The 16,452-nt window shown below is 60.6% G+C and carries 9 protein-coding genes and 1 pseudogene; 5 read left to right on the top strand and 5 right to left on the bottom strand.

The genetic code is table 11. The annotated features are described in order from the left end of the window. Window positions 1–10: 10 nt before the first annotated feature. Genes DAD186_RS02985 through DAD186_RS02975 form a run of 3 tightly spaced genes read right to left on the bottom strand, consistent with a single transcriptional unit; the run spans window position 11 to window position 4,630 of the window. Window positions 11–1,753: an ABC transporter ATP-binding protein gene (locus DAD186_RS02985; protein WP_013170751.1), complete on the bottom strand. Its 1,743-nt coding sequence runs from the start codon at window positions 1,751–1,753 to the stop codon at window positions 11–13. Between the two features lie 35 nt (window positions 1,754–1,788). Next, on the bottom strand, window positions 1,789–4,071 hold the full coding sequence (locus tag DAD186_RS02980; protein WP_082991210.1) for an ATP-binding cassette domain-containing protein: 2,283 nt from the start codon (window positions 4,069–4,071) through the stop codon (window positions 1,789–1,791). A gap of 37 nt (window positions 4,072–4,108) precedes the next feature. Next, window positions 4,109–4,630, bottom strand: coding sequence for an ECF transporter S component (locus DAD186_RS02975; protein ID WP_236886259.1), 522 nt, complete (start codon window positions 4,628–4,630; stop codon window positions 4,109–4,111). A 185-nt stretch (window positions 4,631–4,815) separates the two neighbouring features. Between DAD186_RS02975 and DAD186_RS11050 the strand changes: the two are divergent. The 3 genes and pseudogenes from DAD186_RS11050 to DAD186_RS02965 form a co-directional block, all read left to right on the top strand. Then, a pseudogene (locus DAD186_RS11050) lies at window positions 4,816–5,094 on the top strand (recombinase family protein); the annotation flags it as partial. Beyond that, window positions 5,091–5,753: a recombinase family protein gene (locus tag DAD186_RS11045; RefSeq protein WP_208854270.1), complete on the top strand. Its 663-nt coding sequence runs from the start codon at window positions 5,091–5,093 to the stop codon at window positions 5,751–5,753. The pseudogene DAD186_RS11050 and the gene DAD186_RS11045, both read left to right, overlap by 4 nt. 177 nt (window positions 5,754–5,930) lie before the next feature. Beyond that, window positions 5,931–7,514, top strand: coding sequence for a recombinase family protein (locus DAD186_RS02965; protein ID WP_065247447.1), 1,584 nt, complete (start codon window positions 5,931–5,933; stop codon window positions 7,512–7,514). A 754-nt stretch (window positions 7,515–8,268) separates the two neighbouring features. Here the strand turns inward: DAD186_RS02965 and DAD186_RS02955 are convergent. Together DAD186_RS02955 and ychF are read right to left on the bottom strand one after the other, a co-directional pair. Beyond that, window positions 8,269–9,342 carry a type I restriction enzyme HsdR N-terminal domain-containing protein gene (locus DAD186_RS02955; protein ID WP_065247445.1) on the bottom strand — a complete coding sequence of 358 codons (1,074 nt, stop codon included), beginning with the start codon at window positions 9,340–9,342 and terminating at the stop codon, window positions 8,269–8,271. Then, on the bottom strand, window positions 9,339–10,442 hold the full coding sequence (gene ychF, locus DAD186_RS02950; protein WP_065248693.1) for a redox-regulated ATPase YchF: 1,104 nt from the start codon (window positions 10,440–10,442) through the stop codon (window positions 9,339–9,341). Before ychF ends, DAD186_RS02955 begins: the two co-directional genes overlap by 4 nt. Window positions 10,443–10,531: 89 nt before the next feature. On the opposite strand from ychF, the gene DAD186_RS02945 reads away from it, so the two are divergent. Then, complete coding sequence (locus DAD186_RS02945) at window positions 10,532–11,731, top strand: DNA recombination protein RmuC (protein WP_065247444.1); 1,200 nt, start codon at window positions 10,532–10,534, stop codon at window positions 11,729–11,731. Window positions 11,732–11,858: 127 nt separating this feature from the next. Continuing rightward, window positions 11,859–16,421: a lamin tail domain-containing protein gene (locus DAD186_RS02940; protein ID WP_065247443.1), complete on the top strand. Its 4,563-nt coding sequence runs from the start codon at window positions 11,859–11,861 to the stop codon at window positions 16,419–16,421. Window positions 16,422–16,452 lie beyond the last annotated feature (31 nt).

The following is a 16,452-nucleotide window of genomic DNA, read 5'->3' as shown; positions in this document are numbered from 1 at the left end:
GTGTTTCTCCTTAGGCCATGTAATGGAGTTCTTGGGCCCGCCACATCTCGCTATAGGTCCCCGCTTGGTCGACCAAGTCCTCGTGCCTACCACGCTGAGTGATGTGGCCGTCCTCAATCACGAGGATCTGGTCGGCGTCTCGGATGGTGGCGAGTCGATGCGCGATGATGATCACCGTGCGCCCGGATGCCAAGGTGCTGAGCGCTTCGTGGATCGCACGCTCCGACTGGGGGTCTGCTTGCGCGGTGGCCTCGTCGAGAATCAAGATCGGCGCATCCTGCAAGTATGCTCGCGCCAGGGTGATGCGTTGCCGCTCACCGCCCGAGAGGAAGCCACCAACCTCGCCAAGCACGGTGTCATACCCCTCGGGCAGACGCATAATGCGATCGTGGATGCATGCCGCACGGGCTGCTGCCTCGACCTCGGCGCGCGTTGCCGACGGTTTCGACAGCGCGATATTGGTATGGACCGAATCGTTCGACAACGTTACGTCCTGTAGGACGATCGCGACGCGGGAAAGTAGCCACGAAAAACTCGCCTCGCGCACATCCACACCGCTGATGCGTACCACGCCATCATTGACGTCGTAAAAGCGCGCAATCAGCCGGGCCAGTGTGGACTTCCCTCCGCCCGACGGGCCCACCAGAGCCGTGACCGTTCCGGGCTCAGCCGTAAAGGAGACACCGTGCACAACGGGCACGTCAGGCTCGTAGGAGAAGGAAACCTCACAGACCTCAACTTGGCCGGGGTTTGGGCCCTCTTCTTGGGTGCGGCTGCCTTCGGGCATGGGTTTCTCGGAAAGCAGCTCTGCCGTGGTGCGAGCCGCCAGCTGCGACTCATAGATATGCTGCATCAGACCGACTAGCACCGTGAACCCCTCCGGGATACCGGGAGCGATCAGGAAGAATGGCAGCGTCGCCGACAGCGTGCTCCAATCCTGCGCGACGAATAGCGCCGCCAGTAACGCGACCGTGACGAAGACCGTGGCTGGACGCAGTAGCGAACCGAGCAGACTAATCGCTCTGCCGGAGCGACGAACCCAGTCGAAGGAGATGGCAGAAAATTGCTGGCGGGCGGCGTTAAAGCGCGTTCGGGTCGCATCGGTGGCCTGGAAATTCTTGATCTCCTTAATGCCCTCAAGCATTTCGACGGTGGCTGCGGCCAGTGCGGTCTGGGCATGTCCGAATCGCTCGGTGATATCGCTATAGCCGCGCATGGTCGTGCTGACGATGATCATGATCGCTACGGCCCACGTTCCAAAGAGCGCGAGCGCCAGTCGCCAATCGACCCACACGAGATACCCGAGGCCTACGACCATCGAGACCACGGCGTTGGTGACATCACCGGGAACATGCGCAACGAGAGTATGGATAGCTGCGGTATCGTCACACACCATCTTGCGGATGGCCCCATGCGGCACCTGCGAGACCCTACCCAAGGGCAAACTGCCCAGCGCTTGGACCACATTGCCGCGCAACCGATGTCGGAGCTTGGCTTCTGCCTCGTGGGTGACACCCAATCCAAACAGGTAGAGCAATTGGCCCACGAACAGCGAAAGCACCGCTATCACGGCCCAAACCCACGGCTTTCCGGTCCAGCCGGTGCGCACCTGCCCGTCAAGCCAGATCGCGGCCATGTTGTGTAAGGCGACGAACGGCACCAGCGTGACGATAGCGCCTAAGGCTGTGAGGACTGCGGAAAGGACCATCGCGCCCTTGGCCGGGCGGATTAGTGCGGCGACGGAAATACTCACATCAGGCTCCTGTCGAGTCGAGTCTTTCGAAACGTTCATTGGCGCCACCACCACAGCAACGCAGTAACGGCCCAAAGGAGGCCCACCAGGCACCAATCTCGCACCTGCCACGGTGTGTGTTGGAGTTCCGTGCGCCGCGGATAGGCGCCAAAGCCACGTGAATCCATCGACAGGGCAACCCGTTCGCCGTGCTGGACGGCGAGGATCGCCAGCGGCACGAGGGAACCCACCCATCGAATTGCGGGCGCTAACGGCCCCCATGATGCCCCAATACCCCGCAATGCCCGCGCTGTGCGCAACAGCTGGAAATCTTGCCGGAAACGAGTGACGAAGGCGACAGCCGCAGCTCCCGCCGCAGTGACCCGATAGGGAAGCTTGAACGTCGTCGTCAACGTGCGAAGCAGCGCTTCCGGATGAGTGCTGATGCCTGAAAGCAGCATGAGGGACAACAGTGCCCCGATACCGCTCGCTGCCGCAAGCTCGCCACCGTGATTGTAGAGTGGGCTGACCTCTTCAATGGTGTAGTTGTAGCGGAACACCGGCAGTAGCACAGCTGCGATGACCCAGGGTGCTAGCAGTGACATGACCGTTCGAGCGCGACTCGCTCTCGCGGCTACCATGGCCAGGCTCGCTGCGATGAGCACTCCAACATTGACGGCCGGGTCCTTGCATACGAACACCATGACCATCGCCGGGATTAGCGCCAATAGCAACGTCACAGGATTGAACGATGAGAAGAGTCCACGGGGCACGGACGGCGAAGGCGGGTTCGCTGGTGCTGCGGATGCGGCGTTTTCACGAGTTTCGCTAACGGCAGCAGGTAGCGCGATGATGTGGCTGCAGCGTGATAGGGCAAGTTCTAGGTCGTGGGTGGCCATGATGACGGTTCTGCCCTCAGCGCGCAGTTCGTCGATGAAGGCCATGAGTTCGCAGGTATTCGCCCAGTCCTGGCCGTACGTGGGCTCGTCAAGGACAATCACATCGCGGCTCTCGGCGACCATCGTAGCCACCGATAGTCTACGAATCTGGCCGCCTGAGAGAGTCAACGGGTGTTGGTCTCGATACTGGGAGAGATGGAATTGCTCCACAATAGCCTCGGCTTTAGACGCGGAAACATCCCCCGTGGAGATTTCGCCAGCCACGGTGGAACAAACCATCTGATGTTCCGGGTTTTGAAACACGTAGCCGACCTGGTGCCGCCCTCGCCGCACAACCTCTCCGCAGACCGTAGCGCGTTGTGCCTTTGATGGTATGAGACCCGCCAGCGCCGCGAGCAGGGATGTTTTGCCTGCGCCATTCGGCCCTATAAGCGCGATAAACTCGCCACCCCGTAGCCGCATAGAGATAGCTGGGGAACGTCCGGGAACACAGAAATCTGCCAGCTCTACCGTGGCGCTGCCTCCACCGTCGAGCGTGTCAATCGCATCGATGGTTTCCCATCCTGCTTCGGTGCGCCGCTGATATTGCACCGAATCACCACAGATATCCGTGATGCGGGGAACTCGAATGCCCGCCTGCTCGCAGGTCAAGGCGTGGTGCGGGGATTCGTCGCGTAACGCACGGGGCAGCCACACTCCGCACGCCTCAAGTTCCGCGGTATGGCTGAGAAAAACCTCATGTGGAGTTCCCTGCGCGATCACCGCGCCCTGCGCGTTGAGCGCTATGACGTGATCGCACAGGGGTAGGACCGGGTCGAGGTCATGGTCGATCACCACGATGCCCACGCCATCGCTAACCAGCTGTTGGATGACGCTGTAAAACTCGTCCGTGCCTTGCGTGTCAATAGTCGATGTTGGCTCATCGAGGACAAGTAAGCGGGGCTGCATAGCCAGTGCTACCGCGATCGCTAGGCGCTGGCGTTGGCCGCCCGATAATCTCCATGGGCTCTCCCACAGCTTGGTCTCCAGACCAACCGCAGCCAATGCCTCGCGTACCCGTCGATCAATCTCAGGAACAGGCAGGCAGAGGTTCTGCAGCGCAAACGCGACATCGTCATACACCGTACGGGTAATGACTGCGGCATCCGGATTTTGTCCCACGTAGGCGACATTGGTAGCGATCAACTGGACCGTGGCGTCGGCGATTTCGGCGCCGGCAATTTGAACGCTGCCGGAGTATTCGGACGGCAGACAGTGGGGCACAAGGCCGCACACGGCTCGGACGAAGGTAGTTTTACCGCATCCAGAGGGCCCAATGACGGCCGTTACCTGACCGCTCAGGTGGACCAGGCTTGGACGTTGCAGCACCCACCGGTCCTGACCCAAGTAGTGAACGGAAAGATCCTCAACCGCCAGGAGCGCCCGCGCGGACTCGCTCACAGACCGTTGCTCGCTGCTCAAAGTGGAGGCCAGCCTTTCACTCACGATGGTCTACGCCTACGCCTACGCCTGCATTGTTGAGCAAACGGGTTAGTCCGACGACGGCCAAACCGCCAATGACGGACGACGTGACTCCCACCAGCACGATCAGTCCCGATACCGAGATTCCCACCGCGTGCTTGAGCAGCGTGAGGTACAACAGGCTGTTAAATGCCCCGAAGAATGCGGCGGAGATCAGATACGCCCACCACGTCCACTTCCGGTACAGCATCAACGCCATGGGAAACTCAACCAGGAGCCCGCCAATGACGTTACCGACAATCGCGGCAGGCCCAGTGGGAGTAGTAAATACGCTCACAACTCCGATGATCAGCGCGGCCAGCAGCGAAGCGCCCGGCCTTCGCACAACGGCCAGAGGAAGGAGGTAGGGAATGACCCAAAGTCCGAGAAGGGACACCCCGAGCCAGACTGCGCTCTGCGAAGCCGCACCCGCCGGCGCGATGTAGCTCAGTGGGATGAGGATGATGAGGCCGACCACCGACAGGGAGGCCACCATCATGAGATTTCGGGTACCTAGAATTGAGTCGGTTAATCCCCCGCGAGCTGAGCGTCGAACTGTACCGGATCGGTCTGTCACAGCAAACCTCCTTTCACTTAGGTTAGCCTAACCTAACTCCCGACTGGGGTCAAGTCCCTTGAGCTAGACGTTGAGCCTGCGCAGAGACGCAGCCCACGCATCGACCCCAGTTCCAAGAAATGCTGGCCCTTGCCCGGAAAGGAGCGATCGACCTGATCCTCACCAAGTCGATCTCGCGATTCGCTCGCAACACCGTCGACCTGCTCGAAACCGTTCGCGAGCTGAAAGACCTCGAGGTGGAGGTGCGATTCGATAAAGAGAACATCTCCTCAACCAGCGCTGGCGGTGAACTCATGCTCACCCTGCTGGCGTCTTTCGCGCAGGCAGAATCGGAGCAAATCAGCCAAAACGTGAAGTGGTGCGTTGGATCTTCGCCCAGTACATGAAGAAGACCTCGTGCGAAAAGATGGCCGCACAGCTCATCGCTGACGGTAGGGTTCCGCACCAGGCTGATAACAAGTTGCCCGGGGAATGGGTCCGTCACATCCTGAAGAACCCGCACTACACCGGCGACCTCTTGTTAGGGCGATGGTCCACTCCGGAGGGCAGGCCTGGACGAGCAGTGCGCAACACCGGCCAGTTGCCGCAATACCTGGTGGAAAACGCGATCCCCGCGATCATCGACCGCGACACCTTCACCGCTGTACAAACCGAGATCACACGCCGCCGTGAACTCGGGGCCCGGGCGAACTGGTCCATCGAAACTGTGGCGTTGACGGCGAAGATCAAATGCGTGTCCTGCAACTGCTCGTTCGTGCGCAACATACGCAATCCGAAAACCCAAAACTCGATCTCCACCGAGCACTGGATCTGCACCGAACGCAAGAAAGGCCGCAAAACCGGATGCGACACCTGCGAGATCTCTGACACGGCACTCAAAGGCTTCATCGCCCAAGTCCTTGACATCGAGACCTTCGACCAAGAGGTGTTCAACGAGCGTATCGACCACATCGACGTGCAGGGAAAAGACCACTACACGTTTCATTACACCGATGGCACCAGCAGCTCGCACACGTGGCGACCAAACCTGAAGAAGAGCTCGTGAACCCCAGCAAGAAAAGCCGCCTGGGGTGAACTCTTGCGTGCCCGCTGGGCCGAAGCCAAAAGGCTCGGGTTGAACAACCCACGGCAAGCACCAACACCACCAGAAGCATTGGCGAAGTACCGGGCCGTGGCCAAGGCAGAGGCTGAGCGCCTGCGCGCCGAGCGAGGCGAACGCTAAATGGCCCGCACCGTCACAGCAATCCCCGCCACCCGAGCGCTCCACACTGGTGCTCCACTTGGACAAACGACTCTGCGCAGGGTCGCCGGGTATGCCCGCGTGTCCACCAACCACGACGATCAGGTGACGTCCTACGAAGCCCAGGTCGACTACTACACCCGCTACATTAGCGATCACGCGGGCTGGCAGTTCGTGAAGGTCTACACCGACGAAGGCATCACAGGCACCTCAACCAAACACCGCGCTGGATTTCAGCAGATGGTCACCGACGCGCTCGACGGCAAGATCGACCTGATCATCACCAAGAGTGTGTCCCGGTTCGCCCGCAACACCGTCGACTCGCTCACCACCGTTCGAACCCTCAAAGACAAAGGCGTGGAGGTCTTCTTCGAAAAAGAAGGCATCTGGACCTTCGACGCCAAAGGCGAGCTCCTCATCACCATCATGAGTTCCCTCGCCCAAGAAGAAGCCCGCTCCATCTCAGAAAACGTCACCTGGGGACACCGCAAACGCTTCGCCGACGGCAAAGTCACCGTCCCATACTCCCGCTTCCTCGGATACGACAAGGGTGAAGACGGCAACCTCGTCGTCAACCCTGAGCAGGCAAAACTGGTGCGCCGTATCTACGGCATGTACCTGGAGGGCCACTCCATCAGGCATATCGCGCACACCCTGACAGACGAGCCAGCAACCTACACGGCAGCAGGGAATAAAACCTGGCATTACCAGTCCGTGCGCTCCATTCTCACCAACGAGAAATACAAAGGAGACGCACTCCTGCAAAAGAGCTACACCGCAGACTTCCTCACTAAGAAGCAAGTCATCAACGAGGGCGAAGTACCCCAGTACTACGTCACCGGAAACCACGAGGCCATCATCAGCCCCGCCGTGTGGGACTTTGTCCAAGCCGAAATCGCTAAAGGCGCTAGAGATCAGCGAACACAGCACCGCACCCGCCCCTTCTCATCCACCCTCATCTGCGGCCAATGCGGACACTTCTTCGGATCGAAAACCTGGCACGCGGGCAGTAAGTACGAAAAGGTCATCTGGCGGTGCGGCCACAAATACTCAGGCCAGGAAAAATGCGCCACCGGGCACATCGACGATCAGCGCCTCAAAGACCTGTTCCTCGACGCCATCCAACTGCGCTTCGATAAGCCAGCCGATGACAGCACAAGCCAGGCGTTATTAGAGGTACTCGATACTAGCGACCTGGAAGTTCAAGCCGCAGGTCTAGTCGCCCAAATCGATGAGGTGGCCAAGAAAATCCAAGCGTTGATCGCCCACAACGCACGCGTCGCACAAGACCAACACGCCTATGAGCAGAAGTTCAACGCAGTCCACCAGCAGCACCAAGCACTCCTCGCGCGACATGCCGAGGTATACGCCCAGATCCAGAGCAAACAGAATCGCCTCGCCGCTTACCGCTACTACCGGCAAGAAACTACCGACCTCGAGATCAACAATCTAACCTTCAGTCCCTACCTGTGCGTGACTCTCCTCGACCACGCCACCGTCAGCCAGCATGGCACAGTGACGTTCATCTTCCGTGACGGAAGCCAACAAGACATCGCCAAGGACTGACCAGCTCATCAGCTATTCCAGTTGGGCTGCGGCTGCCCTCTCCAGAGATCCATTGCCTGCTGCAGCCCGCTGTTGACGGAAGCGTTTGGAAGTTGAAGCTGTGGGAGTTTATTAGCAGCTATCCAGGCATACAAATCAGCCATACTCTCCTCCCACGCCAGCAAATTGTTGCTACTATTGAGCTCTCTGTAGCGTTGAACAATATCCGCGGCTGGTGCTGGATGGTAGAGGGCGTAGCAAATATGATCCCCTGAGGGTGCAAGTAGGAACTCTGCGGTATTCAGGGGCTCACCAACTGCCGAGGCTGGCGAAGTCAGCGACTTCCACAGTCCGCACTGGTTCCCAACGAGTGGCATCAAGCCAGACGGGTCGCGACGCTCGACAACATCGTCGAACTGCAGAACCGAGGCGTCAATAAAGTCGTCCTCCTCGGTGATAACTACAACGTGTCCATTAGTGTTTCCCGCGCTGTCAAGCGTTGGGCATCTGTTTCCTCTCTCGAAGCGGGACCAAGAGACGCGTACGACAGCTGGAACCGCGATTGCCGGTATCTCGAACCTAGTCAACGCCGTGAGCATGGCAGACGCGGCAGGTACGCAGACCGCGCCAGACGTACTGGGAGCTGCGGTCAAGAAGAAGCAAGCCAGTCCGGCAGTGTGAAGGAGGCGTGGGGGAGTCTCGGTAATGAAGCTTTCAAGCCTCTGACGGGTAGTTTGATTCAATTCCATTAGTCAATTCCTTCGGCGTGAACCAATCAAGCGGCTAAATCGTAGTTGGCGCGCGTTTGTATCCGTTGTGGCATGAAAGTTTCAAGTATGAGGTCTTTGTCACTGGGGTCCAGCATCTCGACCATCATGTTGCAGACGTTGCGGGGGGTGAAGAACTCTCCTCGGTCCCCGCGAAGGTTCGAACCTACGACCTCTTCATACGCCTTACCCTTGACGTCCACATCGGAGTCAAGCAACGAGAACATCCGAAGCTGCGTGACAATGTATGCCAGAACCTTAGGGTCGAGTTCGATTTGCTCGACTGGTTTGAAAATCTGAGGGTACTGAGTCTTGACGTTCTCGAATAGCTTCCCGATCCGCGAGGAGCACCGCATCAGGCCAGTCATGTTCTGACGTTCCTTAGGTGTTGCGTAAAACTGCGGCGAGCTGGAATCACGTTCATCCTGGATCTTGCAAAATATGAGCTTCAGCAGCTCCCAGAACGCCTCCGGCTTTTGCATCCCCTGATTACCAGCGATATAGCTGTGAGCCCTCCGGAAAGCAAACAGCAAAGAGTCCGATGCAGCCGGGCGCAGTTGGTCGAAACGCGGCGTGCCCGCCTCAGCACTGTCACCACAGTGGGGAATGTCAGGGATCTCAACGGAGACCCGCTGGCCAGACGTCCCCGTTTCAAAGGCGTAGCTCGCCATATCCTCACCGTTGGTCCACATGCCGACTTCGACGTTCGGACATGCGGCCATGTAGCTGAGCATCTGTTCGACACCGTCCTTCTTCATTGAGGGACGGACCTTGGCGCTCTTGCACTCAATGATGAGCCAGGCAGTTGATTGGGTCTGCTCTGACGCCCGAAGGTCGGGCGGGAACACCACGATGTCGACGCGGACCCGTCGACTACCGAACTTGATCGGGAATTCGACCCGAATGTCGCGTTTGTCGTACCCGTACTCGCGCACGAGCGACTTGAGGATCTCCTGACGGACATACTCCTCGGGCGTGTCCTGCCTCAACGTGGCGCCGTCGATGAAGTCGAGCACTTTGCCGGGCGGGACAATCGCAAACCCGCCATGCGGCGCATCGCTCTGGACAACTGGGCGGCTCACCTTCTACCGCCAGACGTTAGTCCTGATCGAAATTCGACCACGTCTCCGTCTTGCATAACGTAGTCCTTGCCCTCCATGCGCACCTTACCGCGGGCCTTCGCCTCTTGCATGGAACCGGCATCGTCGAGCTCGTCGAAGGAAACGATTTCGGCTTTGATGAAGCCGCGCTCGAAGTCGGTGTGAATCACGCCTGCTGCCTGGGGCGCCGTCCACCCCTTGCGGATCGTCCATGCGCGTGATTCTTTGGGGCCGGCCGTGAGGTACGACTGGAGGTTGAGGGTCTCGTAGCCGGCGCGTGCGAGCTGATCGAGGCCCGATTCTTCCTGCCCGGTCGACGCGAGCATCTCCGCGGCCTCTTCCGGCTCGAGCTCGATGAGCTCGCTCTCGAACTTCGCGTCGAGGAAGATCGCTTCGGCAGGCGCGACGGCCCTGCGCAGTTCCTCCTGCATCGCGGTGTCCGCGAGCCCCTCTTCATCGGTGTTGAACACGTAAATGAACGGCTTGGCGGTCATGAGTTGCAGGTCTTTGAGGAGCGACACGTCGATTCCGGCGCCGTCGGCACCCTGGAAGAGAGTGCTCCCGGATTCGAGGAGCTCTTTGGCCTTGAGCGCCTCGGGAAGGATCGCGGCATCGATGACCTTGCGCTTCGTGTCTTTCTCGAGGCGCGGAAGGGCGTTATCGATCGTCTGGAGGTCAGCAAGGATGAGCTCGGTCGAAATCGTCTCCATGTCACCCGCGGGAGTCTCAGAGCCGGGAACGCGCGTGACGTCGGGATCGCTGAAGGCGCGCGTGACCTGGCAGATCGCATCAGCCTCACGAATGTTCGCGAGGAACTTGTTGCCGAGGCCTTCACCTTCGCTCGCACCCTTCACGATGCCGGCGATGTCCACGAAGCTCACGGTCGCGGGGAGGATCTTTTCGCTGCCAAAGATTTCGGCGAGGCGCCCGAGTCGCGAATCGGGAAGCGGCACCACGCCGACGTTCGGGTCGATCGTCGCGAACGGGTAGTTTGCCGCGAGCACCTCCGCACGGGTGAGCGCGTTGAACAGGGTCGATTTACCAACGTTGGGCAGGCCAACGATTCCAATTGTCAAAGCCACGCCCTTCATTCTAGGGGCAGGGCCCGACGCTTGCCTTCCTCAGGGCGTGCCGCACTTTAAATGTCTCACCCCCGTGGTGAGGTAGGAGTATGAACTTTTCGACTCTTGTGACTGTCCTCTTGCCACTCCTCATCGGGGGCGTCATCGGCGCGTTTCTCGGGTGGGCGCTCATGCGCGAGCAGGTGCGCTCAGCGGAAGCGCGGGCGGAGGCGAACGGCGCCGATGTCGAAGCACTCGCGGCACGCGCGGTGAATGCTTCGAGCACGCAGCTCTTGCAGCTCGCTTCGGAGCGCTTCGATCGCGATTCGGCTCGGCGCGAAGCAGTCGATGCGGCACGCTCGGAGCAGCTTGCCCGCACGCTCTCCCCCATTTCGGAAACCCTCACGAGTTTGGAGCGCTCGGTTGCGCGCACGGAGGCGGCCCGGCAAAAGGCCGACGGTGACCTCACCTCACAGTTGAAAAACCTCTCGGAGCGCACGCGCGATCTTGGAGCAGGCACGAGCGCCCTGGTGGCGGCACTCAAGGCTCCCACGAGCCGGGGCCAGTGGGGAGAGGTGCAGCTGCGGCGCATCGTCGAGGCCGCGGGCATGCTCGAGCACACGGACTTCACCGAACAGCTCAGCGGGAAAAACGTGAGCGGAGAGAAGAACCAACGCCCCGATCTCGTCGTTCATTTGAGCCACGGGCGCACAATCGTGGTGGACGCGAAGGCTCCCATGGATGCGTACCTGCGTGCTGCCCAGGCCACGGAGAAGAACGAACGCGCGAAATACCTCGCGGAACACGCGCGAGCATTGCGCTCGCACGTCACGCACCTCAGCTCGAAGTCGTACTGGGCCTCGCTCGGCGACTCCCCCGAATTCGTGGTCCTGTTTGTGCCGAGCGACGGTCTTCTCGCTGGAGCGCTCGAGGCAGATCCAGGGCTGCTCGATGGCGCCTTCACGCTCGATGTTGTGATCGCCTCCCCCGCCACCCTCATGGCACTTCTTCGCACCGTCGCCCACACATGGCGCACGGACGCACTGAACCAGGACGCCCTCCGCGTGCTCGAAGCAGGTCGAGAGGTGCACAAGAGGCTCGGCACTCTCGGCGGCCACCTTGCAAAACTCGGCCGTTCGCTCGATTCGTCGGTGCGCGCGTTCAACAACGCGGTGGGCTCATACGAGGCGCGAGTAGTACCAGCGGCGCGCTCGATGGAGGAGCTTCACCTCGTCGGTGGCGCCCTCGAAGGAATCGAACCAGTGACCCAGCTCGCACGCGAGGTCAATCCACAAAACCTGAATGCCTGATTTCCACTCGTACATGGCGAGTACAGCAAATAACAACCGTTGCTTTACTGATTTGTTAATGTTCCGGAGCAATTTGGAGGGCGTTTCCCCGCAAATTCCCAACAGGCACTTAGCGAAAGTGAAGGGTATGACTCCTCAGTCGCGCGGCACGCGCCGCACCCCCGCCATTTACTCCAAATCCCTCGCCGCAGCGGCGCTCGGCTTGACTCTTGTCGCGAGCCCCGCGATCGTTCCCGCCGGTATTGCTCCTTCAACCCTCACCGCTGCCGAAGCAGCCCCCGCGAGCACCTGGCCGCTCGTCGTCACTGAAATTGCCCCGAACAATGCGGGCTCGGACCACTACGAGTATTTCGAGGTCACCAACACGACCGACAAACCCCTCACGATCGGTGAGGGCGGCTACTCGCTCGCCTATATCTATGAAGACAGCGATAGCACCGCAAAGGACGTCGCCCTCGCACCTGAGAAGCCGATCGAACTGGCCGCCGGAGAAAGCGTGACCCTGTGGCTGAGCTACACGAGCGATGACGGCAAGGTCGATTCGAGCGCTCACACCGTCGAAGAATTCCGCACTCAGTGGGGAATGGACGCTTCCGCCCGCGTCGAGCGCATCACCGGCCAGGGGGGTATGGCGAACGGCGGCAACCGCGGCATTCGCGTTCTCGACTCGAACAGCAAAGAAGTCTCGCGCTCGTTCTACCCGAAAGGCTCGGTCGCTGAGGACAAGTCCGCACAGTTCCGTACCCCTGCCGATTCGAGCGTGAAGAGCCTCGAAGTTCTCGAAGGCCCGGCCGCTCCCACCGCAGGCAAAGTTGACCCGGCGCAACTTGAGGATCGCAAGGCCGATTCTCAGCCCGAAGAACCGGCGCAGCCCGAACCGGAAGAAAACATCCCCGGCCCGGCGGCCGACACGACTGTTGGCCAGCTCCTCATTACCGAGCTCGTTCCCGATTCCACCAACACCGGTGAGGGCGACGGCTACGAATTCATTGAAATCTACAACCCGACCACCAAGCCGATCAGCCTTGCTGACTACCAGGTCGCCTATCAATACCCCGGTGCGGGCCGCAAGATGGGCAACCAGGCCGTGTGGCCCATGGAACCCGCCGATAAGGTCGTCGAGCCCGGCGGTACGGTCATCGTGTGGATCAAGAACGGCCACAACGACGATAAGACCGTCGACGACTTCGCCAAGAACTACGGTGTTGATCCGAACAGCCTCACCATTGTCGAGTCCCACGTGGGGGGCATGGCCAACGGCTCGCTTCGCGGCATGGAGATTCAGACCCGCACGGGCCAGACCGTAAGCCGTGTCTTCTACAACGAGGACGGTCGCGATGACACCCAGGCGGATCAGGGCATTCACTACGCGGTCAATCCCGAGAACTTCCAGGTGAGCGAGATCGGAGAGGTCTCGAAAGCGACGCCTGGACAGGCGGCTCCCGCGAAGGTTCCCTCGAAACTCGTCAAGCTCAACGAGGACACCGAAAAGCCAGCCCTGGTGGATCAGACCGCAAAGTCCCTCGACCCGACGAAGGACGCCCAGATCACGATCAAGGCGACCGACAACGTCCAGGTTCGCCGCCTCACCGTCTCGCTCCAGTCGAACACCGACGACAAACCGATGGTGAAGGACCTCCTCGCGAACGAGGATGGCACGTTCACCCTCACGATTCCCCAGGCAGACCTCACGGGGAAGAAGTACTTCGAGTACTCGGTGGAGGCCTCCGACGGCACCAACATCGCCACTATTCCGCTGACTCGCGTTGCGGTCGAAGGAACGGAGCAAGGCCCGGTCCGCCTCAACGTCTCCGAGAAGCAGTACGTGAGCGGCACGACCCGCCTCTCGGTTTCGAGCGACAACGAAAACGACACTCGCACGCTTGCCGTTGACGGGATCGAGGTCAACGCGGATATCCCCTCGCTCGAGAAAGAGCCAGTCTTCGCCATCGACGCGACGCAGACCGATGCGTTCTTCCGCAACGGCGTGCTCGTCAAGGACGAGATCCTCACGATCTTCGACAAGGGTTTCTACGAGAACTGGGAAACCGTGACCGCCGATGTCCCGCTTAAGTACGTCACGAAAGGCGAAGAGCTTCAGGTGGACGTCGCGGCGGGCACCAAGGCAAAGCCCGGTATCGACCCGAACGAAAACAACGACGACTTCAACGCCCGCAACGCACGCCTCATCCTTCCGGACGGGCGCACCCTGCGCGCGGCCGACTACCCGGGCGCGGAAGGCACAACGGTCCCGGTCAGCGATCCCACCCAGATCATTAACATGGGCGATTCGAAGGGGAAGGTCGAGATTCTCAACGCGCGGTTCTCGATCCCGAGCGATGCGTTCACCGCGAACGCCTACCAGTGGGACACCACCAAGGTCGCTGACGGCGAACACAAGGTTCTCGGTAAGAATGCTGCCGGCGACACTGTTGAGACGACCGTTATCGTCGACAACACCGCCCCGACGATCACGTCCTCGATTGAGGATGGCTCCGAGCAGCGCGGCGAGTTCACCGTGGACTTCGAGGCGACCGATGCCGGTTCCGGCGTCGCGAGCACGTCTGCGACCTTTGACGGCGAGAAGGTCGCATCAGGCACGAAGTTCTCCTCGCTTACCCTCGCGGCGGGCACGCACACGCTGACGATCGTCTCGACGGACAAGCTCGGTAACGAGTCGAAAAAGACGATCACGTTCACGACGCCCGTCGAGCAACCGTCGGCCACCCTTGATACGGCGGATGGCGCGGGCCTGAACGTGTGCGTGGACGATTCGCTCTCGGCGACCGCGACTGACCCGAGCAAGGACAACCTCACGGTGTCGTTCCGCGAGGGCTACACGACCTCGCTGAGCGAAGGCACGCTCGCGGGCAGCGCGGGAAGCGTCCACGACGCCGATCAAGCAGACCGCAAGGGCGATGCAATCAAGGCCGGCGAGACGACGACTGCGGGTGAGGCACTTCCCTTCCACGAGTTCTCGACCGCCGTGCCCGAGGGCGCAGGCGAAGACTCGGAGATTCGCGTGAGCTGGACCGGTGCCTCCAACAAGGGACAGCGCGTGCGCCTGCTCGTGTGGAACACCGAGAAGAACGGCTGGGAAGAAGTCCAGTCGGTCCTCACGGATAGCAAGTCTGGCGAGGCAAAGCTCGAAGCGATCGTCCCGCTCAAGAACCACAATGTGGATGGCGAGATCAAGGCTCTCGTCCAGCAGGGTGTTGGATACGCCGGTGCGGACCTCTCGGATCGCTCGGGTGAAGAGGTTGGCGAACACGCCGACGACACCCCGCGTTCGGACTACGACTACACGTTCGCGTGGGAGACCGACACCCAGTACTACAACGATGATCCGAAGATCTACAAGCATCAGCTCGCAATTCACGACTATCTGCTGCGCGTGCGCGAGAAAATGAACCTCCAGTACCTCTTCCACACGGGTGACATCGTCGATAAGTTCCCGAATGACGAGGGCTGGGTCCGCGCCGACGAGACCTACAAGAAGCTCGACGACGCGAAACTCCCCTACGGCGTGCTCGCGGGCAATCACGACGTCTATCACCAGGCGGGCGACTACTCGAAGTACAGCAAGTACTTCGGCGAGAAGCGCTATGAGAACAACCCTTGGTACGGCGGTAGCTACAAGGACAACCGCGGCCACTACGACCTCATCAGCGCCGGAGGCCAGGACTACATCATCCTGTACATGGGTTGGGGCCCGGGCGATGAGGAGATCGAGTGGATGAACGAGGTGCTCGCCCAGTACCCCGAGCGCATCGCTTTCATTGAGCTGCACGAGTACATGCTCACCACCGGTGGCCTTGGCCCGATCCCGCAGCGAATCTACGACGAAGTCATCGCGACCAACCCGAACGTGCGCGCGGTCATGAGCGGCCACTACCACGACGCTCACACACGCTACGACAAGTTCGATGACAACGGCGACGGCACCCCGGATCGCATCGTGACCCAGATGCTGTTCGACTACCAGGGCCTTCCCGAGGGCGGCCTCGGCTACCTCCGCCTCATGCACTTCGATAACAAGAACGGTCGCATGATCATCCGCACCTACTCACCGTCGCTCAAGGACTACGACTCCGACGACCCGATGTTTGAAGAGGAAGAGGGCAACGTCCAACACTTCGAGGTGCCCTACAGCACGCTCGGAATCAAGCCCGAGGATAAGAACCTCACGACGAACGATGCACGCATCGATGTGCTCACGACCAAGGAATTCGGTCACAAGGACGGCGTCGCCTCCGGCGACACCGTGAGTGTCCCCGCGAGCAATCTGCCCGACGGCGAGTTCTCGTGGTACACGCTCACGACCGACCCGTACGGCGCGAAGCACTACAGCGAGGTGCGCAACGCCTCTGTGACGAAGACCGAGTGCGGCCAGGATGGCGGCACGACAGTCGACCCGGACGGCACGGTCAAGCCCGGTGAGGGCGGCAAGCCCGGCAAGGGCGGCGAGCCTGAAAACGGCAACACCGGCAGCACAGGCGGCGCTGGTTCTGGCACGGGGCATCCGGGCAAGGGCTCGCACGGGTCCGACGCTTCCTCCGCCGCCAGGCCAGCGAAGCCCTCGCATGGGCTCCCGCGCACGGGCGCTGAGGTAGCGGGAATTCTCACGGCAGGCTTCGCGCTCGTTGCGGGCGGTATCGCGATTCTCCGCTCGCGCCGCTTCTCGCGCTGAGTAGCATGAGCCCCGCTTAAGCGAGCGGTCT

The sequence above is a fragment of the Dermabacter vaginalis genome, from assembly GCF_001678905.1.
In the GTDB taxonomy this organism is placed as follows: domain Bacteria; phylum Actinomycetota; class Actinomycetes; order Actinomycetales; family Dermabacteraceae; genus Dermabacter; species Dermabacter vaginalis.
This window is presented reverse-complemented; position numbering and strand designations above follow the sequence as displayed.